We start from the raw sequence: 25,714 nt of genomic DNA, 5'->3' as shown, positions 1-25,714 counted from the left end.
TATCCCCTCAGGCGCAGCGCGGCCTCTGCGCCCGGTTGAGCAGCCAGAGGAGATAGGGAACGCCGATCAGGGCGGCGAAAAGCCCGGTCGGCACCTGGTAGGGAAAGACCACCAGCCGCGCCAGCCAATCGGCGAGGACCAGCAGCGTCGCGCCGATGAGCAGCGCCGCCGCCAATTGCTCGCGCAGGCGGGCGAAGCCGGCGAGATGGGCGAGATGCGGCGCCATCAGCCCGACCAGGCTCAGCGGGCCGACCACGAACGACGCCATGCCGGTCAGCAGCGCCGCCAGCACCGCCAGGGTCAGCCGCGCTTGCCGGACGGGAAGGCCGACGCCGTGGCTCGCGCCCGGCCCGAGCGGCAGGATCGACAGCCAGCGCGCCAGCAGGAACACCGGCGCGATCAGCACCAGCGCCGCGCCGAGCGCGGTCAGCGCTTCCCCCGGGCCGACCCGGTTGGTCGAGCCCGACATCCACACGAGCAGCATGTAGGCGGCCATGCCGCCGCTGGAGAGGACGACCGACAGGATCGCCATGCAGGAGGCGCCGCAGGCGAGCCCCGCCAGCAGGAAGCTCTCGGGGCCGAAGGACAACCGGGCGGCGACGATCAGCATGATCGCGAGCACGGCCAGCGCCCCGGCGCCCATGCCGGCGAACAGCAGCGGCCCGGACGCGCCCCCCGCCAGCAGCATGACGGAAAGGCCGACGCCGCTGCCGGCGCTGACGCCCAGCACTTCCGGGCTCGCCATCGGGTTGCCGGTGATGCGCTGGAGAATCAGCCCCGCTGCCGCCAGCATCGCGCCGGCGCCGCCCGCCGCCGCGAGCCGCGGCCAGCGCAGGGGGAGAAGCTCCATGAACAGCGGGCCGGTGGCGAGGTGCCATCCCTGCGCCGAGCGGCCGAGGCAGAGCGCCGCGAGGGCCGCCAGCACTGCGCCGGCCGCCAGCAGGCCGAGCCTCGGCAACGGCCGCGACAGCCGCCGCGAGACGGGCGCGGATGCAGGATGGCGGCGGGGTTCCGCCCGTCGCCGCGCCAGCAGCAGGAGCAGCAACGGCCCGCCCAGCAGCGCCGTCACGGCGCCGGTCGGCGCCAGGTCGCGCCCCTGCGATCCGCCGAGCTGGACCAGGCTGTCGGTCAGCGACAGCACCAGCGCCCCGGCGAGGGGAGCGGCGAGCATGACCTGTCGGATCGTGCGCGCACCGGCGAAACGCGCCAGCGCCGGGGCGGCAAGGCCGATGAAGGCGATGACGCCGACCTCGGCCGTCACCGTGGCCGCCAGCCAGACGGCAAGGGCCAGCGCCGCCAGCCGAACACCCGACAGCCGCACTCCCAGGCTGCGCGCGCCGGCATCGTCAAGCCCGAGCACCGCCAGCGGCCGCAGGAGGAGGAGGCTCGCCGCGAGCCCCATGGCGAGCCGGATGCCGAGCGTGCCGGCGCTGCCCCAGTCCTGCTGGTCGAGCACGCCGGCTCCCCAGATGAAGAGCGAGAGCACATAATCGCCCTTCGCCAGGATGAGCGTCGCGCTCAGCGCGCCCACCAGCAGCGACACCATCATGCCCGACAGGACGACCGCCACCGGATCGAGGCCGCCCCGCCAGCCGGCGCCGAGCACCAGCGCGGCGGTGGCGGCGCCGCCCGCCAGCGCCACCGCCTCGCGCCCGAAGCCGAGCAGGCCCGGCGCATAGGCAAGGGCGATGGTCAGCGCAAACTGGGCGCCGGAGGCGATGCCGAGCGTCGAGGGATCGGCGATGGGATTGCGCAGCACATGCTGCAGCAACGCCCCTGACAGGCCGAGCGCCGCCCCGGCCAGCAGCGCCACCGCCGCGCGCGGAAGCGCCACCTGCCACAGCATCGTCTCCTCGAGACCCGGCACGACCGGGCGCGCCGCCAGCGCGGCAATGAGAGCGAGAGCGACGACGAGCAGGGCGCCGAGCCACCGGCGCCTCGGATCAGCCACGGGCGTCACCACGGCTTGCGACCAGCGCATCGGCCAGCAGCCGGGCGAAGCGCTGCGTGGAAGGCAGCGCGCCGAAGGGGTTGACCGGATCGAGCCACATCACCCGCCCGGCCCCGACGGCCGGCAATGCCCGCCAGAGCGCACTTCGCCGCAGCACGTCGGCGGCATCCGGCGGGACCGGCCCGATGATGGCGATCCACGCCTCGCCGTGCCGCGCGAGAGTTTCCAGCCCGAGAGGGGCGGCCGCCGAGTAGCTGGTGGGAAGCGTCCAGGCATTCTCGATGCCGATATGCCGCAATGCCTCGCCGATCATGCTGTCGAATCCGAAGGCACGGAAATGGCGGGCATCGCCGAGATTGATGGGTAGCACCGGGCGATCCATCGGCCCCAGACGCTGGCGCGCCCGCGCGAAATCCGCCTCGACCCCTCCGATCAGTGTCTCCGCCGCGGCGGCGATGCCGAGACGCGCGGCGATCCGGCGGGTCATGGCGAGAGCGGCCTCATAGGGCGCGACGCCGGGGCGGTAAAGCGTGAAGCCTTCAACCGGGGCGATCGTCGTCAGCCGCGCCTCCAGGGCGACGTAGAAATTCGAATTGAAGATGACGTCGGGCCGCGCGAGCAGCAGCGTCTCCAGATTGGGCAGGCCGCGCAGGCCGAGATCGGCGACGCCTTCCGGCACCGGCGGCTCCACCGCGATCTCGCGGAACTGCACCAGCTCGGTGGCGGCCACCGGCGGATGGCCGAGCGCCAGCAGCGTCTCCAATATCGCCCAATCCAGCGTCGCCGCCCGCATGGCGGCCTTCGCCCCCACCGGCGCGCCGAAGGGGAAGGCCGCCGCCGCCGCGAGCAAGACGCGGCGGCCAATGCCGCCGTCAGCCTTCATCGGGCAAGACCCGCCCGAACGCCGACATGGCGAGCGCGTAGCGGCGCGACGGCGGGATCAGCGGGCATCGGGTCGGCTCTCACCATTTGTAGTGGGCGGACAGGGTGATGGTCCGGCTGTCGCCATAGCCGCAGCTGGAGATGCCCTGGCAGCCGGAGACATAGACCTCGTCGAAGATGTTGTTGACGTTGAGGGCGACGCCCCAGCTGTCGCGCTCATAGCGGATCGCCGCATCGAACAGCGTCACCGAGGGCACCTGCAACGTGTTCTCGTCGTCGATCCACGACGCCCCGATATAGCGCACGCCGCCACCGATGCCGACACCGGCCAGCGGCCCCTGGTCGAAGGTGTAGTCGGCCCAGGCGGAAGCCATTACGTCCGGCACCAGCATGGGCTCGTTGCCGATGATGGCGGGATTGGTGTCGTTGGTGATCTCCATGTCCAGCACGGTGAAGGTGCCGATCAGGCGGAAATTCTTCGTTACATTCGCCTTGGCCTCCAGCTCGAAGCCGGTGGAACGGACTTCGCCGAGCTGGGTGTCGAAGAAGATGTTGTCGACATCCGGCACGGTGACGTTCTGGCGGGTGATCTGGAACACCGAGGCGGTGATCAGCGCGTCGACGAAAGTCGGCTGGTACTTGATGCCGGCCTCGTACTGGTGGCCCTCCTCCGGCTTGAAGCCGGTATTGTTCACGTCGACGCCCACCACCGGGTTGAAGAAGCTGGACACCGCCACATAGGGCGTCATGCCGTTGGCGAACTCGTAGCCGAGGCCGGCCCGGCCGGTGAACGCGCCGTCATTCGTCTCGTAATTGGGCGAGAAGGCCAGCGTCGGCGGGCTCTCCGACTTGGTGTTCACATAGTCGTAGCGGCCGTTGAGCGTGACGATCCAGCCATCGCCGAAGCGCAGTTGGTCCTGCACATAGCCGCCGAACTGCTGCTGGGTCAGCACCTGGTCCATATAGACCGTGGTCGGCCCCTGCGGCACGCCATAGACCGGGTCGGTGGCGCTGATCGGCGTCGCCCCGCCCGAGGCCTGGACGTTGTCGAGGTGATAGAGCGTGTAGTCGGCGCCGACGATGAAGTCGTGCTCCACCGCGCCGGTAGCGAATTCGCGGCGGAAATGGTTGTCGGTTGCGAAGCTGTTGACCTCGCTATTGCCCTCGAAGCCGATGCGGTTGAGCAGGTTGTTCGAGGTCAGCGGCAGGGGATTGCCGCCATAGCCGGTGGTCGGGTCGTAATAGCCATAGGGATAGGGGCCGATCTCGCGCTTGTTGAGATGGCCGTAGCGGGCGCTGGAGTGGAAGATCCAGTCATTCTCGAATTCGTGCTTCAGCTCGTAGCCGATCAGGAGCTGGGTATAGCGGCTGTTGTCGAGGTCCGGCTCGCCGAAATAGGCGTCGCGCGAGATCTTACCGAACGGGGCGTTGGCCACCGTGCCGTAATAGGGCAGGAAGCCGCCGCCGACATTGACCTGGTCGAGCGCTGCGAGCTGGGCATAGACGGTCACTTCGGTCTGCTGCGACGGCCGATAGGTGACCTGGGGCATGATCACGCCGCGCAGGTCGTTGGAATAGTCGGTATAGGTGTCGCCGCCGGCAATGCGGCCGGTGATGCGATACATCCAGACCGGATTGGTGGCGGCCGGCGCCTTGGTCACCAGGCTCGGATCGTTGGGATCGCGCGTGCGCGGATCCGCGGCGCCATAGACCTCGTTGATGTCGAAGGCGAAATAGGCATTGCCGAAATTGTTGATGCCTACCTCGGCATAGCCGAAGCGCTCCTCGCGCGGGCGCTTGCTGACCAGATTGACCAGTCCGCCCGGGCTCGAACCGCCATAGAGCACGGAGGCCGGCCCCTTCAGCACCTCGATGCGCTCCAGCATGAACGGATCGATCTGGAAGCCGCCGAAGCCGTAGCTGTAGAGTGACAGGCTGTCGAGGAAGATGCCGGTCTGGGTGGCGTTGAAGCCGCGAATATAGAACCAGTCGGTATCGGGGTCGGGCCCACCATAGGGAGAGGCGTGCACGCCGGCGGTGTAGCGCAGCGCCTCGTCGACCTTCAGCGCCTTGCGGTCGTCGATCTCGTCGCGCCCGATCACTGAGACGGATTGGGGAATCTCGGTGATCGGCACATCCGTCTTCATGCCGGCGGTGGTCTGGGTCGCGACATAGCCGTTGACCGGGCCGGTGCCGGTCTGCCGGTCGGACTGGACCGACACGGTATCGAGCTCGATCGCCGAGCCCGCCGAAGATTGCGCCGGCGATTGCGCTTCCTGGGCGAGGGCCGCCTGCCAGCAGGGCAGGCTCGCCGCCATGGTGGTGGTCAGAAGCAGCAGCTTGAACGAGGACCGATACATTGCAATCATTCCAGACTATTTGCCCAACCCGCAGTCAGATCGGAAATATTCAAAGGAATATCTGTCACTTAACTCCGATCTCGACTTGAAACATCTGGTAGCAACCCTTTTCTTTGGATGATTGTTCGTTTTTGTCAAACCTTGTACGTTCTTGGCTCATCAATCCGAATGGCTGCGACGGCGACGTTCCATTTGCCCGCACTTCGTCCCGCGGTGCATCCGGGAGATTTAAACCACCGAGGAGAAGCATGGCCGTACCGTTCGCCCCCAACATGACCACGCGACACGAGGGCATTTCCGTCCTCGGGGAAGGCCATCGCCGGTTCTGGGACGGCGTGCTGGTGGAACTGTGGGAAGCGGAAGGCCGGGAAGGGGCGCGGGCCGAATATGTCTCGGAACACCCTCGCCTCTTCGTGCTGCTGGACCAGTCCGGCGGCGAATTCGAGATGCTGCTGTCGCCCGGGATGCGCACGCGGCCGAAACGCCACGCGCCGCGCCAGATCAGCTTCATTCCCGCCGGGGTGCCGCTCTGGTCGCGCGTGTCCCGCACCACCTATGTGCGGCATCTCGACCTGCATTTCGACATGGAGGCGCTGCGTCGCCGCCTGGCCGACGAGTTCGATCCCGAGCCGTTCGAAACCCCGCGGCTGATGTTCACCGACGAGCGGCTGATGACCTTCGCCGGGCTGATCGCCGCCGAATGCCGGGAACCGCAGCCGCTGCACCAGCTCTATGGTGACAGCCTGACCACGGCGTTCTTCATCGACTTCCTGCGGTCGACGCGGCGGCTCGGCCAGAAGCGCACGGCACTGGCACCCTGGCAGCTACGCCGCGTGACCGACTATATCGCGGCCAATTGCCTGCGGGGCATCAGGCTGGAGGAGCTGGCGGAGCTGGTCGGGCTGTCGCCCAGCTATTTCAGCCACGCCTTCAAGGCCGCCACCGGCATTCCGCCGCACCAGTGGCAGACCGATGCGCGACTGAAGCGGGCCCAGGGCCTGCTGCTCGGCAGCGACATGTCGCTCACCGAAGTGGCGACCGCGACCGGCTTCTACGACCAGGCGCATTTCACGCGGATGTTCCGGCAGCATCTCGGCGCCACGCCCGCCGCCTGGCGCCGCGACCGGCGCGGCTGAGGCGACCGGGCTAGGCGTGCCCGGCTCCGCGGGGGATGACCATCGGCCGCCCGGTGAGCGGATCGGCCAGCACCAGGCAGCCTATGCCGAAGACGCGCGCGATCAGGGCCTCGGTGACGATTTCGGCCGGCGCCCCCGCCGCCGCGATCGCCCCTTCCCGCATGGCGACGAGGTGGGTGGCGTAGCGGCAGGCGAGATTGAGATCGTGCAGCACCGCGATCAGCGTCTTGCCTCGCCGGTTGAGCTCGACGCAGAGATCCAGCACCTCGATCTGGTGGGCGATGTCGAGATAGGTCGTCGGCTCGTCCAGCAGCAGGATGTCGGTTTCCTGCGCCAGCGCCATCGCGATTGACACCCGCTGGCGCTGCCCCCCGGATAGTTCCTGCACCGGCCGCCCCGCCAGTTCGTCCGTGCGGGTAGCCGCCAGCGCCGCCGCGACGGCCGCCTCGTCGCGGGCCGACCATTGGCGGAACAGGCTCTGATGCGGGTGGCGGCCGCGTGCCACCAACTCCGCCGCGGTGATGCCGTCGGGCATCTCGGCCTGCTGCGGCAGCAGCCCGAGCCGGCGGGCGCGGGCACGCCGGTCGAAGCTGCCGAGGGGTGCGCCATCGATCCGCACCTCGCCGGCCATCGGCGGAAGCAGCCCGGCGAGGCAGCGCAGCAGGGTGGACTTGCCCGACGCGTTGGGGCCGATGATGACGGAGAAGCCGCCGCGCGGAAACTGGGCGTCGAGCCCGGCCAGCACCGGCCGTCCGCCATGGCCGGCGGTCAAGCCGCGCGTCTCCATCGCCGGATTCCCCTCCCGCATCAGGCTACCCTTCCGCCGGAGCGCCGGCTCCACAGCAGGGCGACGAAATAGAGCCCGCCGATCCCCGCCGTCAGCGCGCCGGCGGGAAGCTGGAGCGGGGCGAAGGCCAGACGCCCCGCCACGTCGCTGCCCAGCAGGAAGAAGGCCCCGAACAACGCCGAGGCGAGCAGCGGCAGCGAGGCGCCGCCGGCGAGCCGCCGTGCGGCCTGCGGCGCGATGAGCGCGACGAAGCCGATCGGCCCGGCGACAAGGGTGGCAACGGCGGTGAGCCCCAACCCGACCAGCGCCAGCCGGAGCCGCGCCGCCGCCAGCCCGATGCCGAGCGAGGCGGCCCTGTCGTCGCCGAGTTCGAGGGCGCGCATCGTCCTCCCGCAGGACAGCCCGAGCGGCAGCAGCGCCGCGAGCAGGACGGCCGCAAGCGCCAGCCGGTCGGCGGTAATGCCGGCGAGCGAGCCCAGCCGCCAGCTCGCCGCCGCCAGCGCGGTGTCGAGCCGCGCCGACATCACGATCCAGTCGTTGAGCGCCGTGAAGAAGGCGCCGACCGCGATGCCGGTGAGGATCAGCCGCGCGCGGGAGCCGCCGGCCGAGCCGGACAATCCGAAGACCAGCGCGCCCGCCAGGAGACCGCCGGCAAAGCCGGAGCCGGCGACCGCGACCGGGCCGCCTCCCGCCAGCATCGCCATCAGGGCGCCGCTGAAGGAGCCGGCGTCGAAGCCGACCACATCGGGACTGCCCAACGGATTGCGCAGCAGCGTCTGGAACAGCGCCCCCGCCATGCCCAATGCCGCCCCGACCAGCAACGCGCCGGCAATGCGTGGCGCCCGCCATTCGACGACCACCAAATGAAGGTCGGCGCCGGCGTTTCCCCGCAGCGCCCGCGCCGCCTCGGCGAGGGTGATCGGCATGGTACCGATCGTCAGCGCCGCCAGGGCAAGGAGAAGGCAGCCACCGCCGAGGCCGGCGCAGCACAGAGCCGCCCTCGGCGCCACCCGCAGCGACAGGCGGCCCGCCGGCAGGCGGAGCGTCAGCATCCGCGCGGGCATGGCCGTCGGACGACCTGTCATCGCGCCACTCCACGACGGCCGCCGACGAGCAGGACGAGGATCGGCGCGCCCAGCAGGGCGGTGACGACACCCACCGGGATTTCCGCCGGTGCGGCGGCGATCCGCCCGAGCGCATCGGCGGCGGCGATCAGCGCCGCGCCGATGAGCCCGGCATTCAGCAGCACCGCCCGCTCGTCGGCCCCGGCGAGGCGGCGTGCCGCGTGGGGCGCTGCGAGGCCGACAAAGGCGACGGGCCCGGCGGCGGCGGTCGCGGTGCCGGCCAGGAGGACGGTGACGAACAAGGCGAGGCCGCGCGTCACGCCGATCGACAGGCCGAGCGAAGCTGCCCGCTCCTCGCCGAGGGCGGCGATGTTGAGCCGGGGCGCGAGCAGGGCGGTCGCCACCAGGCCGACGCCGAGGGCCGGAACGAGAGAGGGCAGGATGAGCCCGGCATCGCCGGCCAGCGAGCCGACGCGCCAGTTGCGCACGAGATCGAAGCGCTCGGGATCGGCGAGCGCGATGGCCTGCGTCAGCCCCATGCACATGGCGCCGACGGCGACTCCGGCAAGGGTCAGCCGAAGTGGGGCGCTGCTGCCCTGTACGAGCCCGGCGAGGCTTTGCACGCCGAGCGCGGCCAGCGCGGCGCCGGCCGCGGCGAGCGTGAGCAGGGCGCCCATGCCGGATAGGCCGAGCAGCCCGGCGCCGACGACGATGGCAAGCCCGGCGCCGGCATTGATGCCCAGCAGCCCGGGATCGCCGAGCGGATTGCGCGTCGCGGCCTGGATGATGCCGCCGGCGATGCCCAGCGCCGCGCCGACGAGGCAACCGAGCACGACCCGCGGTAAGCGCAGCTCGAGGAGGATGAGCCGGGCCTCCGCGTCCCCGCGTCCGAGCGCCACCTCGAGCAAGGTCGGCAGCGACAGGCTTTTCACGCCGGCAAGAAGCCCCGCAGCCATCGCGAGCGCCAGCAACCCGGTACAGAGCAGAGCAACGGCGACGCTGCGCCTCATGCCTCGGCCCGCGCATAGAGGGCAGCCCAGGCATCCGCCAGATATTGCGCCGTGTAGAAGGAGCCGAAGGTGCAATTGCCGGCGACGATATGCACATGGCCGGCACGTACGGCCGGAAGGCGCTGCCACAGCGCCTCGCCGGCAAGCGCCCCAACGCTGCCGTCGCCGAAATCGAGAACCAGCAGGGCATCGACATCGCCGAACACATCGCCGAAGGCTTCGAGGGCGACGTCGCCAGAGGGGCCGAGCCGCCCGGCATCGACCTCCCGGCCGCCGAGCTCGGCCAGCACCTGCGCCGGCATCACCCGGCCATAGGCAGTACCGTCGCTGCACACCATGGCGCGCCGCTTCAGCGGATCGAAATAGAGCGCGGCGACCCGCATCGACGCGATCGCGGCACCATGGCGGCGGCGGATCGAGGCGACCAGTTCCTCATGCGCGGCAAGGCGCGGCTCCGCCAGAGCCGTGAGCGCCAGCCAACCGGCGAGCCGGGCGAGGTTCACCTGCCAGCCGAGGCGATGGTTGCTCGGCAGCACCGGGGCGATGGCGGCAAGCCGGGCCAGCGGCCACCAGTCGGAATAGGGCGCGGTATCCGGGCAGAGGATGAGATCCGGCTTCAGCATCAGGATCTGCTCGAGATCCGGCGGCGCGGCGAGCATCGGCACACCGGCCGGTACCGGCACCCAGGGCCGCGCCCGGCTGTGGCTGTAGCCGACCACCGGCAGTTCCAGCGCCAGCGCGGATTCGAGGCTGATCCGGGAATCGACGGCCAGAACCCGGCGCGGAGCGACGGGAATGTCGAGCCGGCCGAGCGGCGTCTCCACCGTGCGGCGCGCGGGGGTCGCCGACGCCCCGCAAGCGGAAAAGGCGAGCCCGCCTCCCACCAAGCCGCGCCTCGTGATGCCCCGCCTCATCCGATGCGCCGGCCTCAGAACTTGAACACGGTAGAGATCGCCAGCGTGCGCGGCTCGCCGGAATAGAGCAGGTTGAAGCCGGGATAGGTGGTCCAGTAAGCCTCGTTGAAGGCGTTGATCAGGTTGGCCTGGACGATGATCGGCTCGTGGCCCTCGCGCTCGATCGTGTAGCGGGCGCCGAAGTCGAAAGTGGTCCAGCTGGCGAGCTTCTGGGTATTGCCGGCATCGACATAGGACGAGCCGGTGAAGTTCATGCGCCCGAAGAGGGTGAGATTCTCCACGAAGCTCGGGTCCCATTCGACGCCGAGCGTGGCGGTGACCGGCGGCGCGCCGGGCGCGTCATTGCCGTTGTAAAGGCCCTTGTCGGTCTGCGTCATCTCGGCGTCGAGCAGCACGAAGCCGCCAAGGATGCGCAGCCACGGCGCGATCTCGCCGGCGACGTCGAACTCGATGCCGCGATACACCGTCTCGCCATCGGCGGTGAAGGTGTTGGTCGCGGTATTGGCGATGCCGGAGGCCTGGGTGGTGTGGAAGAAGCTCAGCGTGGTGAGCAGCGTGCCCCAATCGACCTTGATGCCGGCTTCGTACTGCTTGGTGGTGAAGGGTGGCAGCACGTCGCCGCCATTGGCATAGGCGACCGGCACCACCTGGCCGGCGGTGAGCCCCTCGATATAGCTCGCATAGAGCGACACCCGCTCCCACGGCTTCACCAGCACCGCCACCATGGGGGTGAGCGCGTCGCTGCTGTAGCTGCTGGCCAGGATGCCGGTCGTGGTATTGAAATTGTCGACCTCGACATATTGCTGGCGCAGGCCGAGCGTCACCTGCAACCGCTCGTCGAGCATGGAGAGCGTGTCGGCCAGCGCGTAGCTGGAGAACGAGGTCTCGCTCTGCGGACCCATCACCATGGTGGGGATGACCGGCTCCGGCGAGAAGGTCGGGTTGTAGATGTTCGACGAAGTCTTGATCGGGAATCCTGCCGGCTGGGGTGCGCTCCAGCGGGTGGCGGTATAGGCGCTCGCCGACAGTGCCAGCTGATGCGCCACCGGCCCGGTGTCGAACGAGGCCCGCACGCCGGTCTCGCCCGACTGGCGCTCGATATCGATCAGATAGCGATAGGCGTTGGCGGTGAAGTCGCCATTGTACTGGAGGTTGGTGCCGGATTCGACCGCCTGGTCCCAGTCCGTGGTGTCGATGCCCGCCTTGGCATAGACCATGATGTTGTCGGTGACGTCGTATTCCGCCGAGATCATCCCGTAATTGTCGCGGAAGTCGCTGTAGTTCCACGGCGACACCCAGCCGTCCTCCGGCGAGGGCGGGCGCGGCACCTGTGCCTTGGCCGCCAGGGTGACGGTGTTGTTCATGCGGTCGGTGTTGAGGATCTGGGTGCCGAGGTCGAGCGCCAGCCGCAGCTTCTCGCCCTTGTAGTCGATGCCCAGCGTGGCGTTCATCAGCTCCTGCGACTGGTCGCTGACCGGCGTGTCGCCGTCGCGATAGAGCAGGTTGCCGCGCACGCCCCATTCCTTGTTCTCGCCGAAACGGCGGCCGATATCGAGATGGGCGCCGAACTGGGTGTCGGTGATGTAGGTGGTGGTCAGTTCGGTGAGCGGGTCGTCGCCGGCGCGCTTCGGAACCAGGTTGATGACGCCGCCGACGCCGCTCGGCGAAAGGCCGGTGAGGAAGGCCCCCGGCCCCTTCAGCACCTCCACCCGCTCGATGCCGGCCAGCGTCGACTGGCTGTTGGGCGCCACGCCGAACAGGCCGCCGAACGCCACCGCGCCATTGCCGACCTGGATGCCGCGGATGAGGTAGTAATTGGCGTTGCCGGTGTTGGTGGGCTCGACATTGCGGATCGCCGGATCGTTCTTCACCACATCGGCGATCGACTGGGCGTTCTGGTCGTCGATCAGCTTCGAGGTGTAGTTGGCCACGGTGAACGGCGTGTCCATCACGTCGCGCACGCCGAGCACGCCGAGCGTGCCGCCGGTGGCGACCTGCCCGCCGGCATAGGGGGCGGGCAGCGTCCCGGAGCCTTCCACCTGGATGGTATCGAGCGAGATGGCCCCGTCGGGTGCGCTGCCGACGGACGACGAGGCCGGGTCGAAGATTTCCACCGTCGTCGGGTTGCTGAAGCGATAGGCCAGGCCGGTATTGCCCAGCAGCGTCGCCACCGCCTGGCTGGCGGTGAGCGAGCCGCGCACCGGATTGCCGAGGCGGGAAGCGGCCGGGGTCTCGCGGAACACGACGTCGATGCCGGTGACGCGCACGATGTCGTTCATCGCCGCACGGATCGGCTTGGCCGGGATGTCGAAGGCGTAGGCGGCCTGGACCGTGGCCTGCGCATCGGCCGGCGAGACGCCCATGGCCCCTGCCGCCGCCACCATCAGAAAGGTGGTCGCCAGCAGCCATGCCCGCCGGACCGTTCCGCATTCAACCCTCATTCCCCGTCCCCCTTGACGACCTGCCCCGCGCGAACCGGCAGCCGCATCGGGATGCGGCGGCGGGCTCTCACTGACATGTCGCGCGAGGAGGGGCGGGACCCTCAGCGGAACGCGATATTTTTTCGAGACGAACGGCCAGTCACGGCCCGATGAGCGTCAGCCGGCCGATCTCGTGCAGCGGAAAGCCCACCGAGGACCGCACCGCCGCGAGCGCCGCCTCGGTGTCGCGCAGGGAGATGTTGCCGCTGACCCGCGTCTCCGCGAGCGCGGAGCCGATCACCACGATGCGGCCGTCGCGGTAGCGGCCGATGCGCTCCAGCACGTCGGCGAGGCGGGCATTGGTGAAGATGAAGCGCCCCTGCCGCCACGCCCCCGCCTCCTCGAGATCGACCGTGTGCGGCGCGCCCAGCCCCTGGCCGCCATAATCGACGCTCTCTCCCGGGCGCAGCGTGACGGCGCCGTCGCGATCGGTCAGGCCGACCTCGACGCTGCCGCTGTCCAGCGTCACCGTGACGTCACCCCCTTCTCGCCGTGCCACGTCGAACTCGGTGCCGAGCACCCGTGCCTCGCCATTGCTGGCGGCGACGACGAAGGGGATGCTGGAAGGTTTCACCCGGAAGAAGACCGTGCCGCGCAGCACCTCGACGCGGCGCTGCCCCGCGCCGAGATCCACCTCGATGGCGGTGTCGGCGTCGAGCAGCAGCACCGAGCCGTCGGCAAGGCCGACGCTGCGCGGCTCGCCGCGCGGCGCCACATAGTCGGCCCGCAGGTCCTGCAGCAGATGGGGACGTTCGAGCCAGACCCAGCTGCCGGCGACAAGCATGGCCAGCCCGAGCGCCACGCCCGAGGCGAGGCGGCGCGCCCGGCGGCGCTTCTCCTCGATCCTGGCGCGCAACCCGGCCAGCCCGGCGTCCTGGCGCACCGCCGGCATGTCGGCCAGCGCGTGGAGATCGCCCCACATCGCCCGCAGCTTTTCATAGGCCTCCCGATGCGCGGAAGCTGCCGCGAGCCAGCGGCCGAAATCGCGCCGGTCCTCCTCGGAGGGCCGTCCGTTCATCCGTGTGAACCAGGCCACCGCCTGCAGGCCGACCGGATCTTCCTCGTCGCTGATCATCGTCGGTATCGCTCCGAGGCACGTCCGGGCCGGGTGCCGCGCCCGTCCTCCACGTCAGTCGATGCTGGCGCGGCACGCGAGAAGCGCCCGCGCGATCTCCCGCTCGACCGTGCTGTAGGAGACGCCGAGCACGGCGGCGATCTCGTCATAAGTGCAGTCATGGACGCGATTCAAGAGAAATGCCTGCCGCGTGCGCTCGGGCAGGGCGCCGATCGCCTCGTTCAGCCGGGCGAGATCGCGCCGCGCGGCGACGAGGCGGTCCGGGCCCGCGACAGGCGCGGCATATTGCTCCTCGACCAGCCGGCCGAGCAGGGCGACGCGCCGACACTCGGCACGGTAGCGGCCGATGGCGGCATAGCGCGTGGCACCGGTGAGGTAGTTCCGCGAAACGGCCCGGGTGCCGCGCTCCCACAGCGCGATGAAGACATCCTGCACCACGTCGGCGGCATGGGCGGGGCCCACCTTGCCGGCAGCCACCCGCTGGAGCCTCAGATGCTCGGAGACATAGAGCTCCTCGAGGTCGTCGAGACCGGTCGACATGAGCGCAAAAACTCGCGGATCTGGAAAATCGTCAGGTCGATGCTTAACAACAAAAATGAATACCTTCAACAAACACAGTTTAGAAATATTACAATTAATGCTTCGGAGTATAGACTTGTCTATTCCTTGTTTCGACTATAGCTGTCCGGCAATGAGGCGGGGATGATGATGGCGACCCGAGCGGACGGACCCATGAGCCAGCGCAAATTCCATGAACTGAGCGTCGTCGAGCGGCGCTATCTCTCCCCCGGCATGGTGCGCCTCACTTTCACCGGCGAGGAGCTGGCAGCGTTTCCCTCCACCGGCATCGGCGATGAATATGTCCGCCTGTTCTTCCCCGACCCCGCCTCCGGCGAACTGGTGCTGCCCGAGATCGACGACGAGGGGCACTGGACCTTTCCCGCCGAGCGCGAGCGGGTGAGGTTCTCCACCTATACGATACGTCGGTTCGATGCCCCCGCCCGCGAGCTCGACATCGACTTCGTGGTTCACGCAGGCGGGATGGCGAGCGATTGGGCGTGTGCCGCGGAGCCGGGGGCGGCCATCGTCATCAACAGTCCCCGCGGTCTCTACGAGCCCCCGGAGGAGCTGAGCTGGCAGGTGCTGATGGCGGATGCCACCGGCCTGCCGGCGTTGGCGCGCCTCATCGAGCAGACGCCGGATCACGTCGCCTCGCAGATCTTCATCGAGGTGGCCGACCGTTCCCACGAGCAGAGCCTGCCCGCCCATCCGCGCGCGACCGTCAGCTGGATCCACGGAACCGGCAACGGCCTGTGCGCCAGCACCCTCGACAAACAGTTCGCGCAGGTCGCGATGATGGATGGCAACGGCTATCTCTGGGCCGCCGGCGAACAGGCGGCGATGCGCGCCGTCCGCCGCAAGGCCCGCAAGATACCGGCCTTCGCCGGAACCCGCTGCAAGGCGATCGCCTACTGGATCGCCTGAGACCGCGCCGCCGCGCCGCCCGGGCGGCGCCCTCCCCGCTCAGTCGATGATGTGGTAGCCGCCGTCGATATAGAGCACCTGCCCGGTGATCAGCCGCGCTGCGTCATGGGCGAGGAAGGCGGTGGCGGCGCCGACATCGTCGATCGACACCAGCTCGCGCGCCGGCGCCTTGTTCTTCGCCTTCTCCAGCAGCGCATCGAATTCGGGGATGCCCGACGCCGCGCGGGTGGCCAGCGGGCCGGGCGAGATCGCATGCACGCGGATGCCCTTGGGGCCGAGCTCGGCGGCCATGTAGCGCACCGCGCTCTCCAGCGCCGCCTTGGCCACGCCCATGATGTTGTAGTTCTCCACCACCTGCTCGGAACCGTAATAGGTCATGGTGAAGAGCGTGCCGCCCTCCTTCATCAGCGGCTCGGCGAGGTGCGCCATGCGGATGAAGGACCAGCAGGACACCTCCATCGTGGTCAGGAACCCCTCGCGCGGCGCATCCGTCACCCGGCCGGCGAGGGTATCGCGCGGCGAGAAGGCGATGGAGTGCACGAGAAAGTCCAGCTTGCCCCATGTGGCGGCGATCCGGTCGAACACCGCCTCGAGCTGGCCGGGCTGCGCCACGTCCAGCGGCAGGAAAATCGGTGCCTCCAGCTCCGCCGCCAGCGGCTCGACATGGGGCCGGGCCTTGTCGTTGAGATAGGTCACGGCAAGGTCGGCGCCGAAGGCGCGGAAGGCCCGCGCGCAGCCCCAGGCGATGGAATGTTCGTTGGCGATGCCGACCACCAGCCCCTTCTTGCCGTCGAGAAGCTTGATCGGCAGGCTTGGGATGGGCATCGCGACGGCTCCTTCGATGACGACCGGAAACGAGGTTGCGCAGGCTATTGCGCGACCGCGGGCGCGGCGCGACGGCGACGGCCGGCATAGAGCGCGGCGACGGCGCAGGAAGCGAGCCGGGTCCGCACCGAATCCGCCCGCGAGGTGAGGATGATCGGCACCCGCGCGCCGAGCACCACCCCCGCCGCATCGGCATGCGACAGGAAGGTGAGGTTCTTCGCCAGCATGTTGCCAGCCTCGAGATCGGGTACCACCAGGATCTGGGCGTGGCCCGCCACCGGCGAGACGATGCCCTTGACCGCCGCCGCCTCGGGATCGACCGCGTTGTCGAAGGCGAGCGGCCCCTCCAGCATCCCGCCGGTGATCTGCCCGCGCTCGGCCATCTTGCACAGCGCCGCCGCCTCGATGGTGGACGGGATCTTGGTGGTCACCGTCTCCACCGCCGAGAGAATGGCGACCTTGGGCGTGCCCAGGCCCACCCCGCGCCAGAGGTCGATGGCGTTCTGGATGATGTCGCGCTTGGCATCGAGGTCGGGGAAGATATTGATCGCCGCATCGGTGATGAACAGCGTCTCGGCATGGCCGGGCACGTCCATGACGAAGACATGGCTGATGCGCCGCTCGGTGCGCAGGCCGGTGGCGGAAGCGGTGACTTCCTTCATCAGCTCGTCGGTGTGCAGGCTGCCCTTCATCAGCAGCTCGGCGCGCCCCTCGCGCACCAGCTCGACCGCCTTCGCCGCCGCCGCATGGCTATGCGGCACGTCGACGATCTCGACGGTGGCGAGATTAAGCCCATGGCGCTCCGCCACGGCGCGGATCTTCGCCTCCGGCCCGACCAGGATGGGGACGATCAGCTCCGCCTCGGCGGCCTCGAGCGCGCCGCGCAGCGAGGTCTCGTCGCAGGGATGCGCGACGGCGGTCGCGGCGGCGGTCTCCGCACGCGCCGCGGCGATCAGCCGGTCATATTTCGAAGGGCTCGCAGCCCCCGGCCCGGAGGCTTCCTTATCGACCATGCTGCCTCATTCTCCCCTCCGGGTCGCGACGGCCAGCCGGCGCGGCGTCCCGGCCTGCGTGGATGCCGCGAGGCCGAAAAGCTGCCGAACCTCCTCGAAGCGCTCGGCCGCCGCCCCTTCGAGCGCACCGCTGGCGGACAATACCTGCTCGACGAGAGCGAGCGTTTCCGCCTTCGCCTCGTCTGGCTCGTTCCGCATCAGATCGGGTATCGCCCGCAGCGCCGCGGAGCGGTCGATCAGCAGCATGGCGAACTGTTCGCGCACCAGCGCCTTGAACTCGTCGAGCGTCGGCTTGCGCGCATGTTCCCCCTCGCGACGCAGCCGCTTGATGGCCCGGAAGCCGCGCTCATCGGCGCCGCCACGGGCGCTGCCGACATAGATGAGGGCACGCACCGCCGCTTCCAGCCGCCCGCCCTTATCGAAGGCGGCACGCCGCTCCTCGATCTTCCGCGCCATCAGCTCGGCATGAAGCGGGCTCCGGGCGGCGGTGCGCGGGCGGCGGGGGGAGGTGGGATCGACGCCGACCGCCGCCTGCAGCATCGGCGAACCGTAGACGGTGCGGAAGACCAGCTCGGCCTGGCGTTCCATCGCCGCGCGCCAGCCATCGAGGCTTTCGACGATATGCCGGGAGACCTGCTCCTGCGCCTTCAGGAACGGGTTGTCCGGCTCCACCGGGCGGCGCTCCTCCCGCACCTTTTCGGCGGCGGTGTCGAGAAAGGCGAGGAAGGGATTTTGCGCGCCGAACATCTCGTAGGACAGCCGCAACGGATGCAGCTTGCGCAGGGTCGCCGCCATCGCCGGATTGGCGGTTGCCTGCACGAAGGGCTGCACCAGCGCCCGGTAGAGCGACAGGTTGATCTCGGACACCCGCGCCGCGGCGGCGAAACTCCGCTCGTCGGCGATGTCGTTGCCGCCCAGCGCGCGGATGTCGTCGAGGTCGCGTGCCTCGCAGCGCATGATCCAGTCGCCGGTGATCAGCTCGGGATCGCTGTCCGCCCCTGCCTTCGGCGTGAAGATCGCCTCGTAGAGGCCGGGCGGCAGCACGTCGATGAAGTCGATGTTGGAGGCGAACTCTTCATGCTCCTTCCGGGCGACGCTGCCGGAGACGAAGATGCCGAGATGGCCGATCGTGTCGTGCACCGCGTAGACGATGGTCTGGCCATAAGAACGGATCTCGTCGACGCTGTCGTAAAGGTCGAGGATCCAGTCCAGCGCCTGCTGCGGCGGGGTGATGTTGTCGCCGCGCGAGCAGAACACCACGATCGGCGAGCGGATGTTGCGCAGGTCGATCTGCGTGCCGTCGGAGGTGCGGATGTCGCCGCAGGCCAGCTTGTTGCCAATGAACAGCTCGTCGACGATGAACTGGATCTCCTCGGCATTCAGCGTGACGTGGCCACCCCACCATTTCTCGAAGCCGAGATAGCGCTCCGTCTCGGTGTCGACCTTGGAATAGAGGTTGTACTGCTTGGTCCAGAGCGTGTTGGCCGGGTTCTGGTTCTCGAAGTTCTGCACCAGCCAGGCGCCGTCGAAGACGCCGGCGCCGAGGTCGCTCGTCAGCGCGGTCAGCCAGCTGCCGCCGAGCAGGCCGCCGGAATAGCGCATCGGATTGACGCCCTTCACGCCGGCCCAATAGGAGAGCGGCGCGCCGGCGAGGATGAGCGGCCCGAACAATTCCGGCCGCAGCGCCGCCACCATCGCCACCGCCCAGCCGGCTTGGCAATTGCCGATGACGCAGGGACCGCCCTGCGCCAGCGGATGGCGCTCGGCGACCAGTTCCAGGAAGCGCGCCTCGGCCCGGCCGACATCCTCGATGGTCTGGCCGGGGACGGGAGCGGGAAGGAACCCGACGAAATAGCAGGGATGGCCGGCCTCCATCGCCACGCCGATCTCGCTATCGGCCTTGAACCCGCCAATGCCCGGGCCATGCCCGGCACGCGGATCAATGATGACGAAGGGACGCCGGGTCTCCTCCATCGCCATGCCTTCGGGCGGCACGATCCGCGCGAGCAGATAGTTGACCGGCCGCGGCAGGCTGCGGCCGTCGCAGACGAGCTCGGCCCGGTAGCTCAGCACATTGGGGGCCGGCTCGGCCATATGCGCTTCATATTGCTGCCCGCGACGACGCAGCGTGTCGAGGAACAGCGTCCAGCGCTGCGCGGCATCGACGAGATAGGAACCGGCGCCCAGAAAATCATGCGGAGCAACGACCATGACGCTCCCCTCTTGAAAAACGGCCTACGGTAATCGTGCTTCCAAGTATTTCCCGTGACAGTGCGGGTCGGCCCGATCGGTGTCAAACGGCAACGGCTCCCGGACCGAGGCCAGATGCCGCAGCGGCAGGCGGAGGATAAAACGGATATCTTGCAGCAACGGCACGCATGGCGCAGAGTTTGGTGGCCTGGGCCAGGGCCGCGTCTTCCCGAGGCGGCTCAAGGTGTCGATTGCAGCGGTGTCCCATGTGTTCCGTCTGGATATCTGCCCGGAAGCGACGCGCCTATCCCGCACGGCATCGCCTGACGCGCAGACCGGCAAACGGCCTCGCCGCGGCAGGCTCCTCCTTCCGGCCCCCTACCGGCATTCTTCCCAACACATCGCACCTCGTCGACCGTCCTCAGGGAGAAAGGTCATGACCGACCCGACCGAGAAGCACGCCGCGCTCGCCGATGAAACCTTCATGTCCGCCGCCGATCTTCGGAACTACATGGAGAAGATCGAGATGGCGCACGCCAACGAGGCGCTGGAGGCGGTGGACCGGGCTACGCAGGCCCGCCAGCAGCTCGCCAAGACCCTGGCGGAGCCCATGGAACTCACCCCCCAGAAGCTGGAGGAAATCGCCGGCACCCTGCAGGTGAAGCTACGCACGGCGGCGGAGCGGGGCGAGACCGAGATCATGGTCATGCGCTTCCCCAATTTGCTGTGCACCGATCATGGCCGGGCGATCAACAACTCGCTGGCGGGCTGGCCGGACACGCTGACCGGGCGGCCGCGCCAGGCCTACGAGCTCTGGCGCGACCGGCTGAAGCCGGCCGGCTACGGCCTGAAGGCAATGATCGTCGAGTGGCCGAACGGCATGCCGGGCGATGTCGGCTTCTTCCTCACATGGAACAGGAAATAGCCGTCGGCCTCCCGGCGGACGACGGGCAGGGCGGGAAGGTGGTCGGCTTCCGCCGGCGGGCCCGCCATGCGGGGTGACGGTGCGCCGCAAAGGGCGCGAGAAGGAGCGAGGGCATGACCGATCCCCACACATCCGCCCCCGGGCACCTGCCCTTCTTCATCACCGCCCCCGGCGACACCGATGTGCTGATGATCATCGCTGCCGTCGTGCTGGTCGGATCCGTCTTGCTGGCCGGCGTGCTTTTCCTGCGCATCCACTCCCTGCCGGAGCGCCTGGCGCACAAGGGACAGAAGCTTCAGTTCGAGCTCGTCGCCGTGCTCTGCCTGCTGGCCCTGTTCACCCACATCCATCTGTTCTGGGTGGCGGCGCTGCTGCTGGCCTTCATCGATCTCCCGGATTTTCTCTCGCCGCTCAACCGCATCGCCCGAGCTTCGGAGAAGCTGGCCGGCGTCCCGCCGCCTCCCGAGCCGCCGCCGCCCGGCGACGAGGCCGTTCCCTCTCCGGGACCGACAGGGGCGTGACATGCTGGAACTGCTGCTGTGCTCGCTGCTGACGGTGCTGCCGGACTATCTCTACCGCCGCTATGGCCAGGGTAAGCGGATCGGGCGCGAGATCACGCTCTACTCGGTGTGGTTCGAGCTTCGCTGGGGCATCACCACCTGCCTCATGCTCACGGTCGGGCTCATCACCGTCATCTTCTATCACCATCCCTCGACATCCAACGTCACCGCCTATTTCCGCACCGTTCCCGTCCTGCCGGAGACCATCGGCCGGGTGGCCGAGATCTATGTCGACGTCAGCGACCACGTGACCCGCGGCCAGCCGATCCTGCGCCTCGACGATTCCACGCAACGGGCCGCGGTCGAGACCGCCCGGCGCCGCATCGTCGAGACCGATGCCGCCATGACGGTGGCACGCTCGGACATCGTCGCGAGCGAAGGGCAGATCGTGCAGGCGCGCGAAGCGCTTCAGCAGGCGCAGGACGAGCTGCGGACCAAGCAGGAACTCAACACGCGCAATGCCGACGTCGTGACCCGGCGCGAGATCGAGCGGCTTCAGAACGTCGTCGATGGACGCCAGGGCGCCCTGGATGCCGCGATCGCGGCCGCCGAGGGCAATCGCACCCGTCTCTCCGAGCTGCTTCCCGCCCAGAAGGCCAGTGCCGAGGCCAGCCTCGCCGAGGCCGAGACCGCACTGGCGAAGACCGTGGTGCATGCCGGCGTGAGCGGCCGCGTGGAGCAGTTCGCGCTCCGGGTCGGCGACCTCGTCAATCCGCTGATGCGCCCGGCCGGCCTGCTCATCCCCGACGGCGCCGGCCGCGAACGGCTCATCGCTGGCTTCGGCCAGATCGAGGCCCAGGTCATGCAGCCGGGCATGGTGGCCGAGGCGACCTGCATTTCCCGGCCCTTCGCCATCATTCCGATGAAGGTGACCGGCGTGCAGGATGTCATAGCCGCCGGCCAGTTTCGGGCGACGGAGCAATTGCTGGACGCCCAGCAGGTCCAGCAGCCCGGCACGCTCACCGTCACGCTGGAGCCGCTTTTCGACGGCGGGCTGGATGGCGTGCCGCCGGGATCCAGCTGCATCGCCAATGCCTATTCCAGCAATCACGAGCGGCTGGCCGCGGGGGGAGTGGGCCCGCTGCAATGGGTGTACCTGCATGTCGTGGACACCGTGGCGCTGGTACATGCCCTGCTGCTGCGACTGCAGGCGCTGATCCTGCCGATCCAGTCACTGGTCTTCAGCGGCGGGCACTAGCCCGCCGGCTCTCGCCGGGATAACGCCTTGTCTCGGCAGCGTTTTTCATCGGCAGGCCTTCTAGTCCGAGTCGGTACGGTCGGCCCGCGCCAGCACGGCATTGAGCAGCGTCTGGGCGCCGGCGGCGCAATCGGCCGGCGTTGCGCTTTCGGCCGGATTGTGGCTGAGCCCCTCCTTGCAGGGCACGAAGATCATCGCGGTCGGCGCCACGCGGGCGACATAGACGGAATCGTGCCCGGCGCCGGACACGATCTCCCGCGCCGGATAGCCGGCGGCCGCCGCCCCTTCGCGGATCGCCGCGATGCAGCCGGCATCGAACGCCACCGGCGGACTGTCCCACAGCCGCGCGAGGCGAACCGGCGTCGCCGCGAGGTCGGGGCCGGCAAGCGCCGCCTCGATCGCTGCCTCCATCGCCGCGAGCACCGCGCTCTCGGGGTGGCGCAGGTCGAGCGTCATCCTAACCTCGCCAGGCACCACGTTGCGCGAGGCATCGCTCACCCCGATCTCGCCGACGGTCGCCACGCCCCCATGTTCCCGTGCGATGCGGTGTACGATGAGAACGATATGCGCCGCACCGACCAGTGCGTCGCGGCGCAGGGCCATCGGCGTGGTGCCGGCATGAGCGGCGCGGCCCTCCACCACGAGGTCGTACCAGCGCATGCCCTGCACGCCGGTGACGATGCCGATGACGGCACCCTCGTGCTCCAGCACCGGCCCCTGCTCGATATGCAGCTCGAACATCTCGCCGAACCGCACCGAGCCGACCTCCGCCTCACCGGCATAGCCGATTGCCTGCAGGGCCTCGCCGAAGGTGATGCCCCGGGCGTCGGGGCGCGCGAGCACGTCCTCGACGGCGAACACGCCGGCATAGGCCCCGGAGCAGAGCATCGCCGGGGAGAATCGCGATCCCTCCTCATTGGTCCAGTTCACCAGCATCAGCGGCCGGCGGGTGCGGTAACCGGCGGCATCGAGCGTGCGCAGCACTTCCAGCCCGGCCAGCACGCCCAATATGCCATCGAACTTGCCGCCGGTCGGCTGCGTGTCGAGATGGCTGCCCATGGCGACGGGCAGCGCCCCAGCCTCGGTCCCAGGCCGGCAGGCGAACATGTTGCCGAGCGCGTCGACGGTAACGGTGCAGCCGAGCGCCTCGCATTCCCCGCGGAGCCAGTCGCGCACCTGCCGGTCTTCCGGCGTGAGGGTGAGGCGGCGGATGCCGCCATCCGGCGTGCCGCCGTAACGGGCGGTTTCCATCAGGCTCGACCACAGGCGGTCGGCATCGACCTTCAGGTTCGACACGGCAAGGCTCCCTGGCGAAGACGAAATATGGCGGGGGATTCGCATGCCGCGAACATAGCGCGCCGGTCGGGCGTGCGGCGACAATGCTTGCGACGGGCCGGCCGGAAACCTCGCCCTCGGGCGCGCCTCTCCACACCCGGGAGCGGCGAAGGAGATCCCGCCTCTTCATACCGCCGGCATATTGAATGCGCGCGCGCCGGCGCTTATGCACGGGGCATAACGACACGGAACAGGCAGCAACAGGCGAGGGACCCCGACATGCGCGACTTCCAGAAGCCGGGGCGCTCCAGCGTCGTCTCCCGCGAGGCGATGGCGGCCACCTCGCATCCCTCCGCCACGCTCGCCGCCATACGAATCCTCGAGGGCGGCGGCAACGCCCTCGACGCGGCGATCGCCGCCTGCGCCGTCCAATGCGTGGTCGAGCCCGGTTCCACCGGCATCGGCGGCGACTGCTTCGCGCTGCTGGCCGGCGAGGACGGCAAGGTGCACGCCTTCAACGGCTCCGGTCGTGCGCCCGCCGCGCTCACCGCCGCCCATCTGCGCGGGCAGGGCCTCGCCCAGATTCCCCGCCAGTCGCCGCATGCCGTCACCGTGCCCGGCGCGGTGGACGCCTGGACCCGGCTGCACGCCGATCATGGAAAGCTGCCCTTCGCCGAATTGCTCGCCCCGGCGATCCATCTGGCGCGCCATGGCTATGCCGTCGCCGAGCGGGTGCATTACGACTGGAATCGCGAGGCGGGCCTGCTGGCCGGCGATGCCAATGCGGCCCGCGTCTTCCTGCCGGGCGGCCGGCCGCCCGCCATGGGCGAGGTGCATCGCCAGCCGGAGCTGGCCGCCACGCTGGAACGCATCGCCCGCGAAGGTCGCGACGGCTTCTATCGCGGCGAGGTGGCGCAGGACATCGTCGACTATCTCGCCGGCCTCGGCGGCCTGCACACGCTCGACGATTTCGCCGAGGCCGCGGGCGAGTATGTCGAGCCGATCCGCGCCCGCTTCCGTGCGCACGAAATCTATGAATGCCCGCCCAACGGCCAGGGCGTCATCGCGCTGATGATCCTCAACATCCTCGCGCGCTTCCCGGCCTCGGGCGATCCCCTGGCCGCCGACCGGCTGCATGTCGAGATCGAGGCGACCCGCCTCGCCTATGCCGCCCGCGACCGCTTCCTCGCCGACCCCGCGCAGGCCGGCGTGCCGGTGGGTTATCTCCTGTCCGACGAACTCGCCGACGAACTCGCCGGCCGCATCCGGCTCGACCGGGCTCTCGCCGACATGCCGGCCTTCGCCGCCGGCGAGCACCGCGACACCGTCTATATCTGCGTGGTCGACAAGGACCGGAACTGCGCCAGCTTCATCAACTCCATCTTCCACCCCTATGGCGCCGGCCTGCTGGCGCCGCGCTCGGGCGTGCTGCTGCACAATCGCGGCCAGAGCTTCGTGCTGGAAGAGGGCCATCCCAACGAGTTGGCGCCGCGCAAGCGGCCGCTGCACACCATCATTCCCGGCATGGTGCTGAAGGAGGGCCGGCCGGTGATGCCCTTCGGCGTCATGGGCGGCCATTACCAGGCGATGGGCCACGCGCATCTGCTGTCAAAGGTGCTGGATTTCGGCCTCGGCCTGCAGGAGGCCATCGACCTGCCGCGGCTGTTCCCGCTGCCCGGGACGGGAACCGTCGAGGCGGAGGACACCTTCCCGCCGGAGACCATTGCCGAGCTGCGCCGTCGCGGCTTCGACATCGTGCCGTCGGGGCGGCCGATCGGCGGCGCGCAAGCGATCTGCCTCGACCGCGCCAACGGCACGCTCACCGGAGGTTCCGACCCGCGCAAGGATGGCTGCGCCCTCGGCATCTGAAACTGTCTCTTCGCATCGGGAACTGTGTGACCAGCGGTGCCGCCGGTGGCCGGAGCGGTTCTTCTCGCAGCGGACGGCCGGGAAAGAAAGCCGGCTCAGCGACAGGGTAATGCTGCGTGAAGGGCGGTTGGTGGCCGGTTCTCGTTTGTTTTCCGCGAGCGCGGAGCCGGCGGGAGGACATCTTCCTCGGTGAAATCTCCTTGGCGAGGTGGCCGAAGGAGTTCGCGTTCATGGAACCGCACCGGACCGGGTCCAACTGCTGAGTTGGGGACGGGGCCGTGTCGAGGTTCTCGGGTGCCGGCGGGCGCGCGTGTTGAGCGTGTTGAGCGGTTGATGACGCCCCCGCCTGCCCCGTTCGGCCGGCTGCACGACCGCGGCACGGCGGCGCGACGGCGGAGGCCTGCGTCACGCGCCTTCGCATTGGCGGCCGAGGCGGATCGCCTGCGCGCCGCCGAGGAGCCCTGCACATGCAGCAGCGGCGTTTCGAGCACACACCGCGCCGAGATTAAGACCTGGAATGGCGTCAATGGCGATCCGAAAGCCACCGAAAGCAGGCCGCCGGACAATGCCGGCCGCCGTCGCGCGAGGTTTTTCCGCGCGGGCGGCTGTTGCGGTTCTTCGCGACGGGGCTTGGGATCGGTTTTAGAGGGATTGAACAGCAAGAACCCCGCCGGTCATTTCTGATCGGTGGGGTTCTTTTTGGGTTGTGAAGCAG

Annotated in this window: 20 protein-coding genes; 6 read left to right on the top strand and 14 right to left on the bottom strand. The window is 69.2% G+C overall.

What is annotated here, in order from left to right:
• Nucleotides 1–7: 7 nt before the first annotated feature.
• The 3 genes from fhuB to KHC19_RS08990 all read right to left on the bottom strand — a co-directional run bounded on the left by fhuB (nt 8) and on the right by KHC19_RS08990 (nt 5,193).
• Nucleotides 8–1,951, bottom strand: a complete 1,944-nt coding sequence (fhuB, locus tag KHC19_RS09000; RefSeq protein WP_343207680.1) for a Fe(3+)-hydroxamate ABC transporter permease FhuB — start codon at nt 1,949–1,951, stop codon at nt 8–10.
• Complete coding sequence (locus KHC19_RS08995; RefSeq protein WP_213352025.1) at nt 1,944–2,834, bottom strand: ABC transporter substrate-binding protein; 891 nt, start codon at nt 2,832–2,834, stop codon at nt 1,944–1,946. Before KHC19_RS08995 ends, fhuB begins: the two co-directional genes overlap by 8 nt.
• Nucleotides 2,835–2,913: 79 nt before the next feature.
• Nucleotides 2,914–5,193: a TonB-dependent siderophore receptor gene (locus KHC19_RS08990; RefSeq protein WP_246548542.1), complete on the bottom strand. Its 2,280-nt coding sequence runs from the start codon at nt 5,191–5,193 to the stop codon at nt 2,914–2,916.
• A gap of 248 nt (nt 5,194–5,441) precedes the next feature.
• Here KHC19_RS08990 and KHC19_RS08985 point away from each other — a divergent pair, with 248 nt between their 5' ends.
• On the top strand, nt 5,442–6,329 hold the full coding sequence (locus tag KHC19_RS08985) for a helix-turn-helix domain-containing protein (RefSeq protein WP_246548540.1): 888 nt from the start codon (nt 5,442–5,444) through the stop codon (nt 6,327–6,329).
• A gap of 10 nt (nt 6,330–6,339) precedes the next feature.
• Here the strand turns inward: KHC19_RS08985 and KHC19_RS08980 are convergent, their stop codons facing one another.
• From KHC19_RS08980 to KHC19_RS08950, 7 genes are all read right to left on the bottom strand, one after another.
• Nucleotides 6,340–7,116, bottom strand: coding sequence for an ABC transporter ATP-binding protein (locus KHC19_RS08980; protein WP_213352024.1), 777 nt, complete (start codon nt 7,114–7,116; stop codon nt 6,340–6,342).
• A 20-nt stretch (nt 7,117–7,136) separates the two neighbouring features.
• On the bottom strand, nt 7,137–8,201 hold the full coding sequence (locus tag KHC19_RS08975) for a FecCD family ABC transporter permease (protein WP_213352023.1): 1,065 nt from the start codon (nt 8,199–8,201) through the stop codon (nt 7,137–7,139).
• Entirely contained in the window at nt 8,198–9,190 is a 993-nt protein-coding gene (locus KHC19_RS08970) for a FecCD family ABC transporter permease (RefSeq protein WP_281418556.1), read from the bottom strand. The genes KHC19_RS08975 and KHC19_RS08970 overlap by 4 nt, the downstream gene beginning before the upstream one ends.
• The gene (locus KHC19_RS08965; RefSeq protein WP_213352021.1) at nt 9,187–10,074 is read right to left on the bottom strand and encodes an ABC transporter substrate-binding protein; all 888 of its coding nucleotides are present in this window, start codon (nt 10,072–10,074) and stop codon (nt 9,187–9,189) included. The genes KHC19_RS08970 and KHC19_RS08965 overlap by 4 nt, the downstream gene beginning before the upstream one ends.
• A gap of 44 nt (nt 10,075–10,118) precedes the next feature.
• Nucleotides 10,119–12,545, bottom strand: a complete 2,427-nt coding sequence (locus KHC19_RS08960) for a TonB-dependent receptor (RefSeq protein WP_213352020.1) — start codon at nt 12,543–12,545, stop codon at nt 10,119–10,121.
• 139 nt (nt 12,546–12,684) lie between these two features.
• Complete coding sequence (locus KHC19_RS08955) at nt 12,685–13,659, bottom strand: FecR family protein (RefSeq protein WP_213352019.1); 975 nt, start codon at nt 13,657–13,659, stop codon at nt 12,685–12,687.
• A 54-nt stretch (nt 13,660–13,713) separates the two neighbouring features.
• Complete coding sequence (locus KHC19_RS08950) at nt 13,714–14,199, bottom strand: RNA polymerase sigma factor (protein ID WP_213352018.1); 486 nt, start codon at nt 14,197–14,199, stop codon at nt 13,714–13,716.
• Nucleotides 14,200–14,391: 192 nt separating this feature from the next.
• Between KHC19_RS08950 and KHC19_RS08945 the strand changes: the two genes are divergently transcribed.
• Nucleotides 14,392–15,144: a siderophore-interacting protein gene (locus KHC19_RS08945; protein ID WP_213352017.1), complete on the top strand. Its 753-nt coding sequence runs from the start codon at nt 14,392–14,394 to the stop codon at nt 15,142–15,144.
• A 39-nt stretch (nt 15,145–15,183) separates the two neighbouring features.
• Here the strand turns inward: KHC19_RS08945 and fabI are convergent, their stop codons facing one another.
• Genes fabI through KHC19_RS08930 form a run of 3 tightly spaced genes read right to left on the bottom strand, consistent with a single transcriptional unit; the run spans nt 15,184 to nt 19,193 of the window.
• Entirely contained in the window at nt 15,184–15,969 is a 786-nt protein-coding gene (fabI, locus tag KHC19_RS08940; protein ID WP_213352016.1) for an enoyl-ACP reductase FabI, read from the bottom strand.
• A gap of 44 nt (nt 15,970–16,013) precedes the next feature.
• Complete coding sequence (locus tag KHC19_RS08935; protein ID WP_213352015.1) at nt 16,014–16,982, bottom strand: phosphate acetyltransferase; 969 nt, start codon at nt 16,980–16,982, stop codon at nt 16,014–16,016.
• A gap of 6 nt (nt 16,983–16,988) precedes the next feature.
• A complete protein-coding gene (locus KHC19_RS08930) occupies nt 16,989–19,193 on the bottom strand; it encodes a DUF3141 domain-containing protein (RefSeq protein ID WP_213352014.1) in 2,205 nt (734 codons plus the stop codon).
• 415 nt (nt 19,194–19,608) lie between these two features.
• Here KHC19_RS08930 and KHC19_RS08925 point away from each other — a divergent pair, with 415 nt between their 5' ends.
• The 3 genes from KHC19_RS08925 to KHC19_RS08915 all read left to right on the top strand — a co-directional run bounded on the left by KHC19_RS08925 (nt 19,609) and on the right by KHC19_RS08915 (nt 21,855).
• A complete protein-coding gene (locus KHC19_RS08925) occupies nt 19,609–20,097 on the top strand; it encodes a hypothetical protein (protein ID WP_213352013.1) in 489 nt (162 codons plus the stop codon).
• Between the two features lie 113 nt (nt 20,098–20,210).
• Nucleotides 20,211–20,618: a hypothetical protein gene (locus KHC19_RS08920; RefSeq protein WP_213352012.1), complete on the top strand. Its 408-nt coding sequence runs from the start codon at nt 20,211–20,213 to the stop codon at nt 20,616–20,618.
• A 1-nt stretch (nt 20,619) separates the two neighbouring features.
• The gene (locus tag KHC19_RS08915) at nt 20,620–21,855 is read left to right on the top strand and encodes an HlyD family secretion protein (RefSeq protein WP_213352011.1); all 1,236 of its coding nucleotides are present in this window, start codon (nt 20,620–20,622) and stop codon (nt 21,853–21,855) included.
• Nucleotides 21,856–21,915: 60 nt separating this feature from the next.
• On the opposite strand, the gene KHC19_RS08910 is transcribed toward KHC19_RS08915, so the two are convergent.
• On the bottom strand, nt 21,916–23,151 hold the full coding sequence (locus KHC19_RS08910; RefSeq protein ID WP_343207679.1) for a Zn-dependent hydrolase: 1,236 nt from the start codon (nt 23,149–23,151) through the stop codon (nt 21,916–21,918).
• Between the two features lie 258 nt (nt 23,152–23,409).
• On the opposite strand from KHC19_RS08910, the gene ggt reads away from it, so the two are divergent.
• The gene (gene ggt / locus KHC19_RS08905) at nt 23,410–24,999 is read left to right on the top strand and encodes a gamma-glutamyltransferase (RefSeq protein WP_213352009.1); all 1,590 of its coding nucleotides are present in this window, start codon (nt 23,410–23,412) and stop codon (nt 24,997–24,999) included.
• The last annotated feature ends 715 nt before the right edge of the window (nt 25,000–25,714 follow it).

The sequence above is a fragment of the Ancylobacter oerskovii genome, assembly GCF_018390555.1.
Taxonomy (GTDB): domain Bacteria; phylum Pseudomonadota; class Alphaproteobacteria; order Rhizobiales; family Xanthobacteraceae; genus Ancylobacter; species Ancylobacter oerskovii.
Note: the sequence above shows the minus strand (reverse complement) of the source record. Positions and strands in the feature narration are given on the sequence as shown.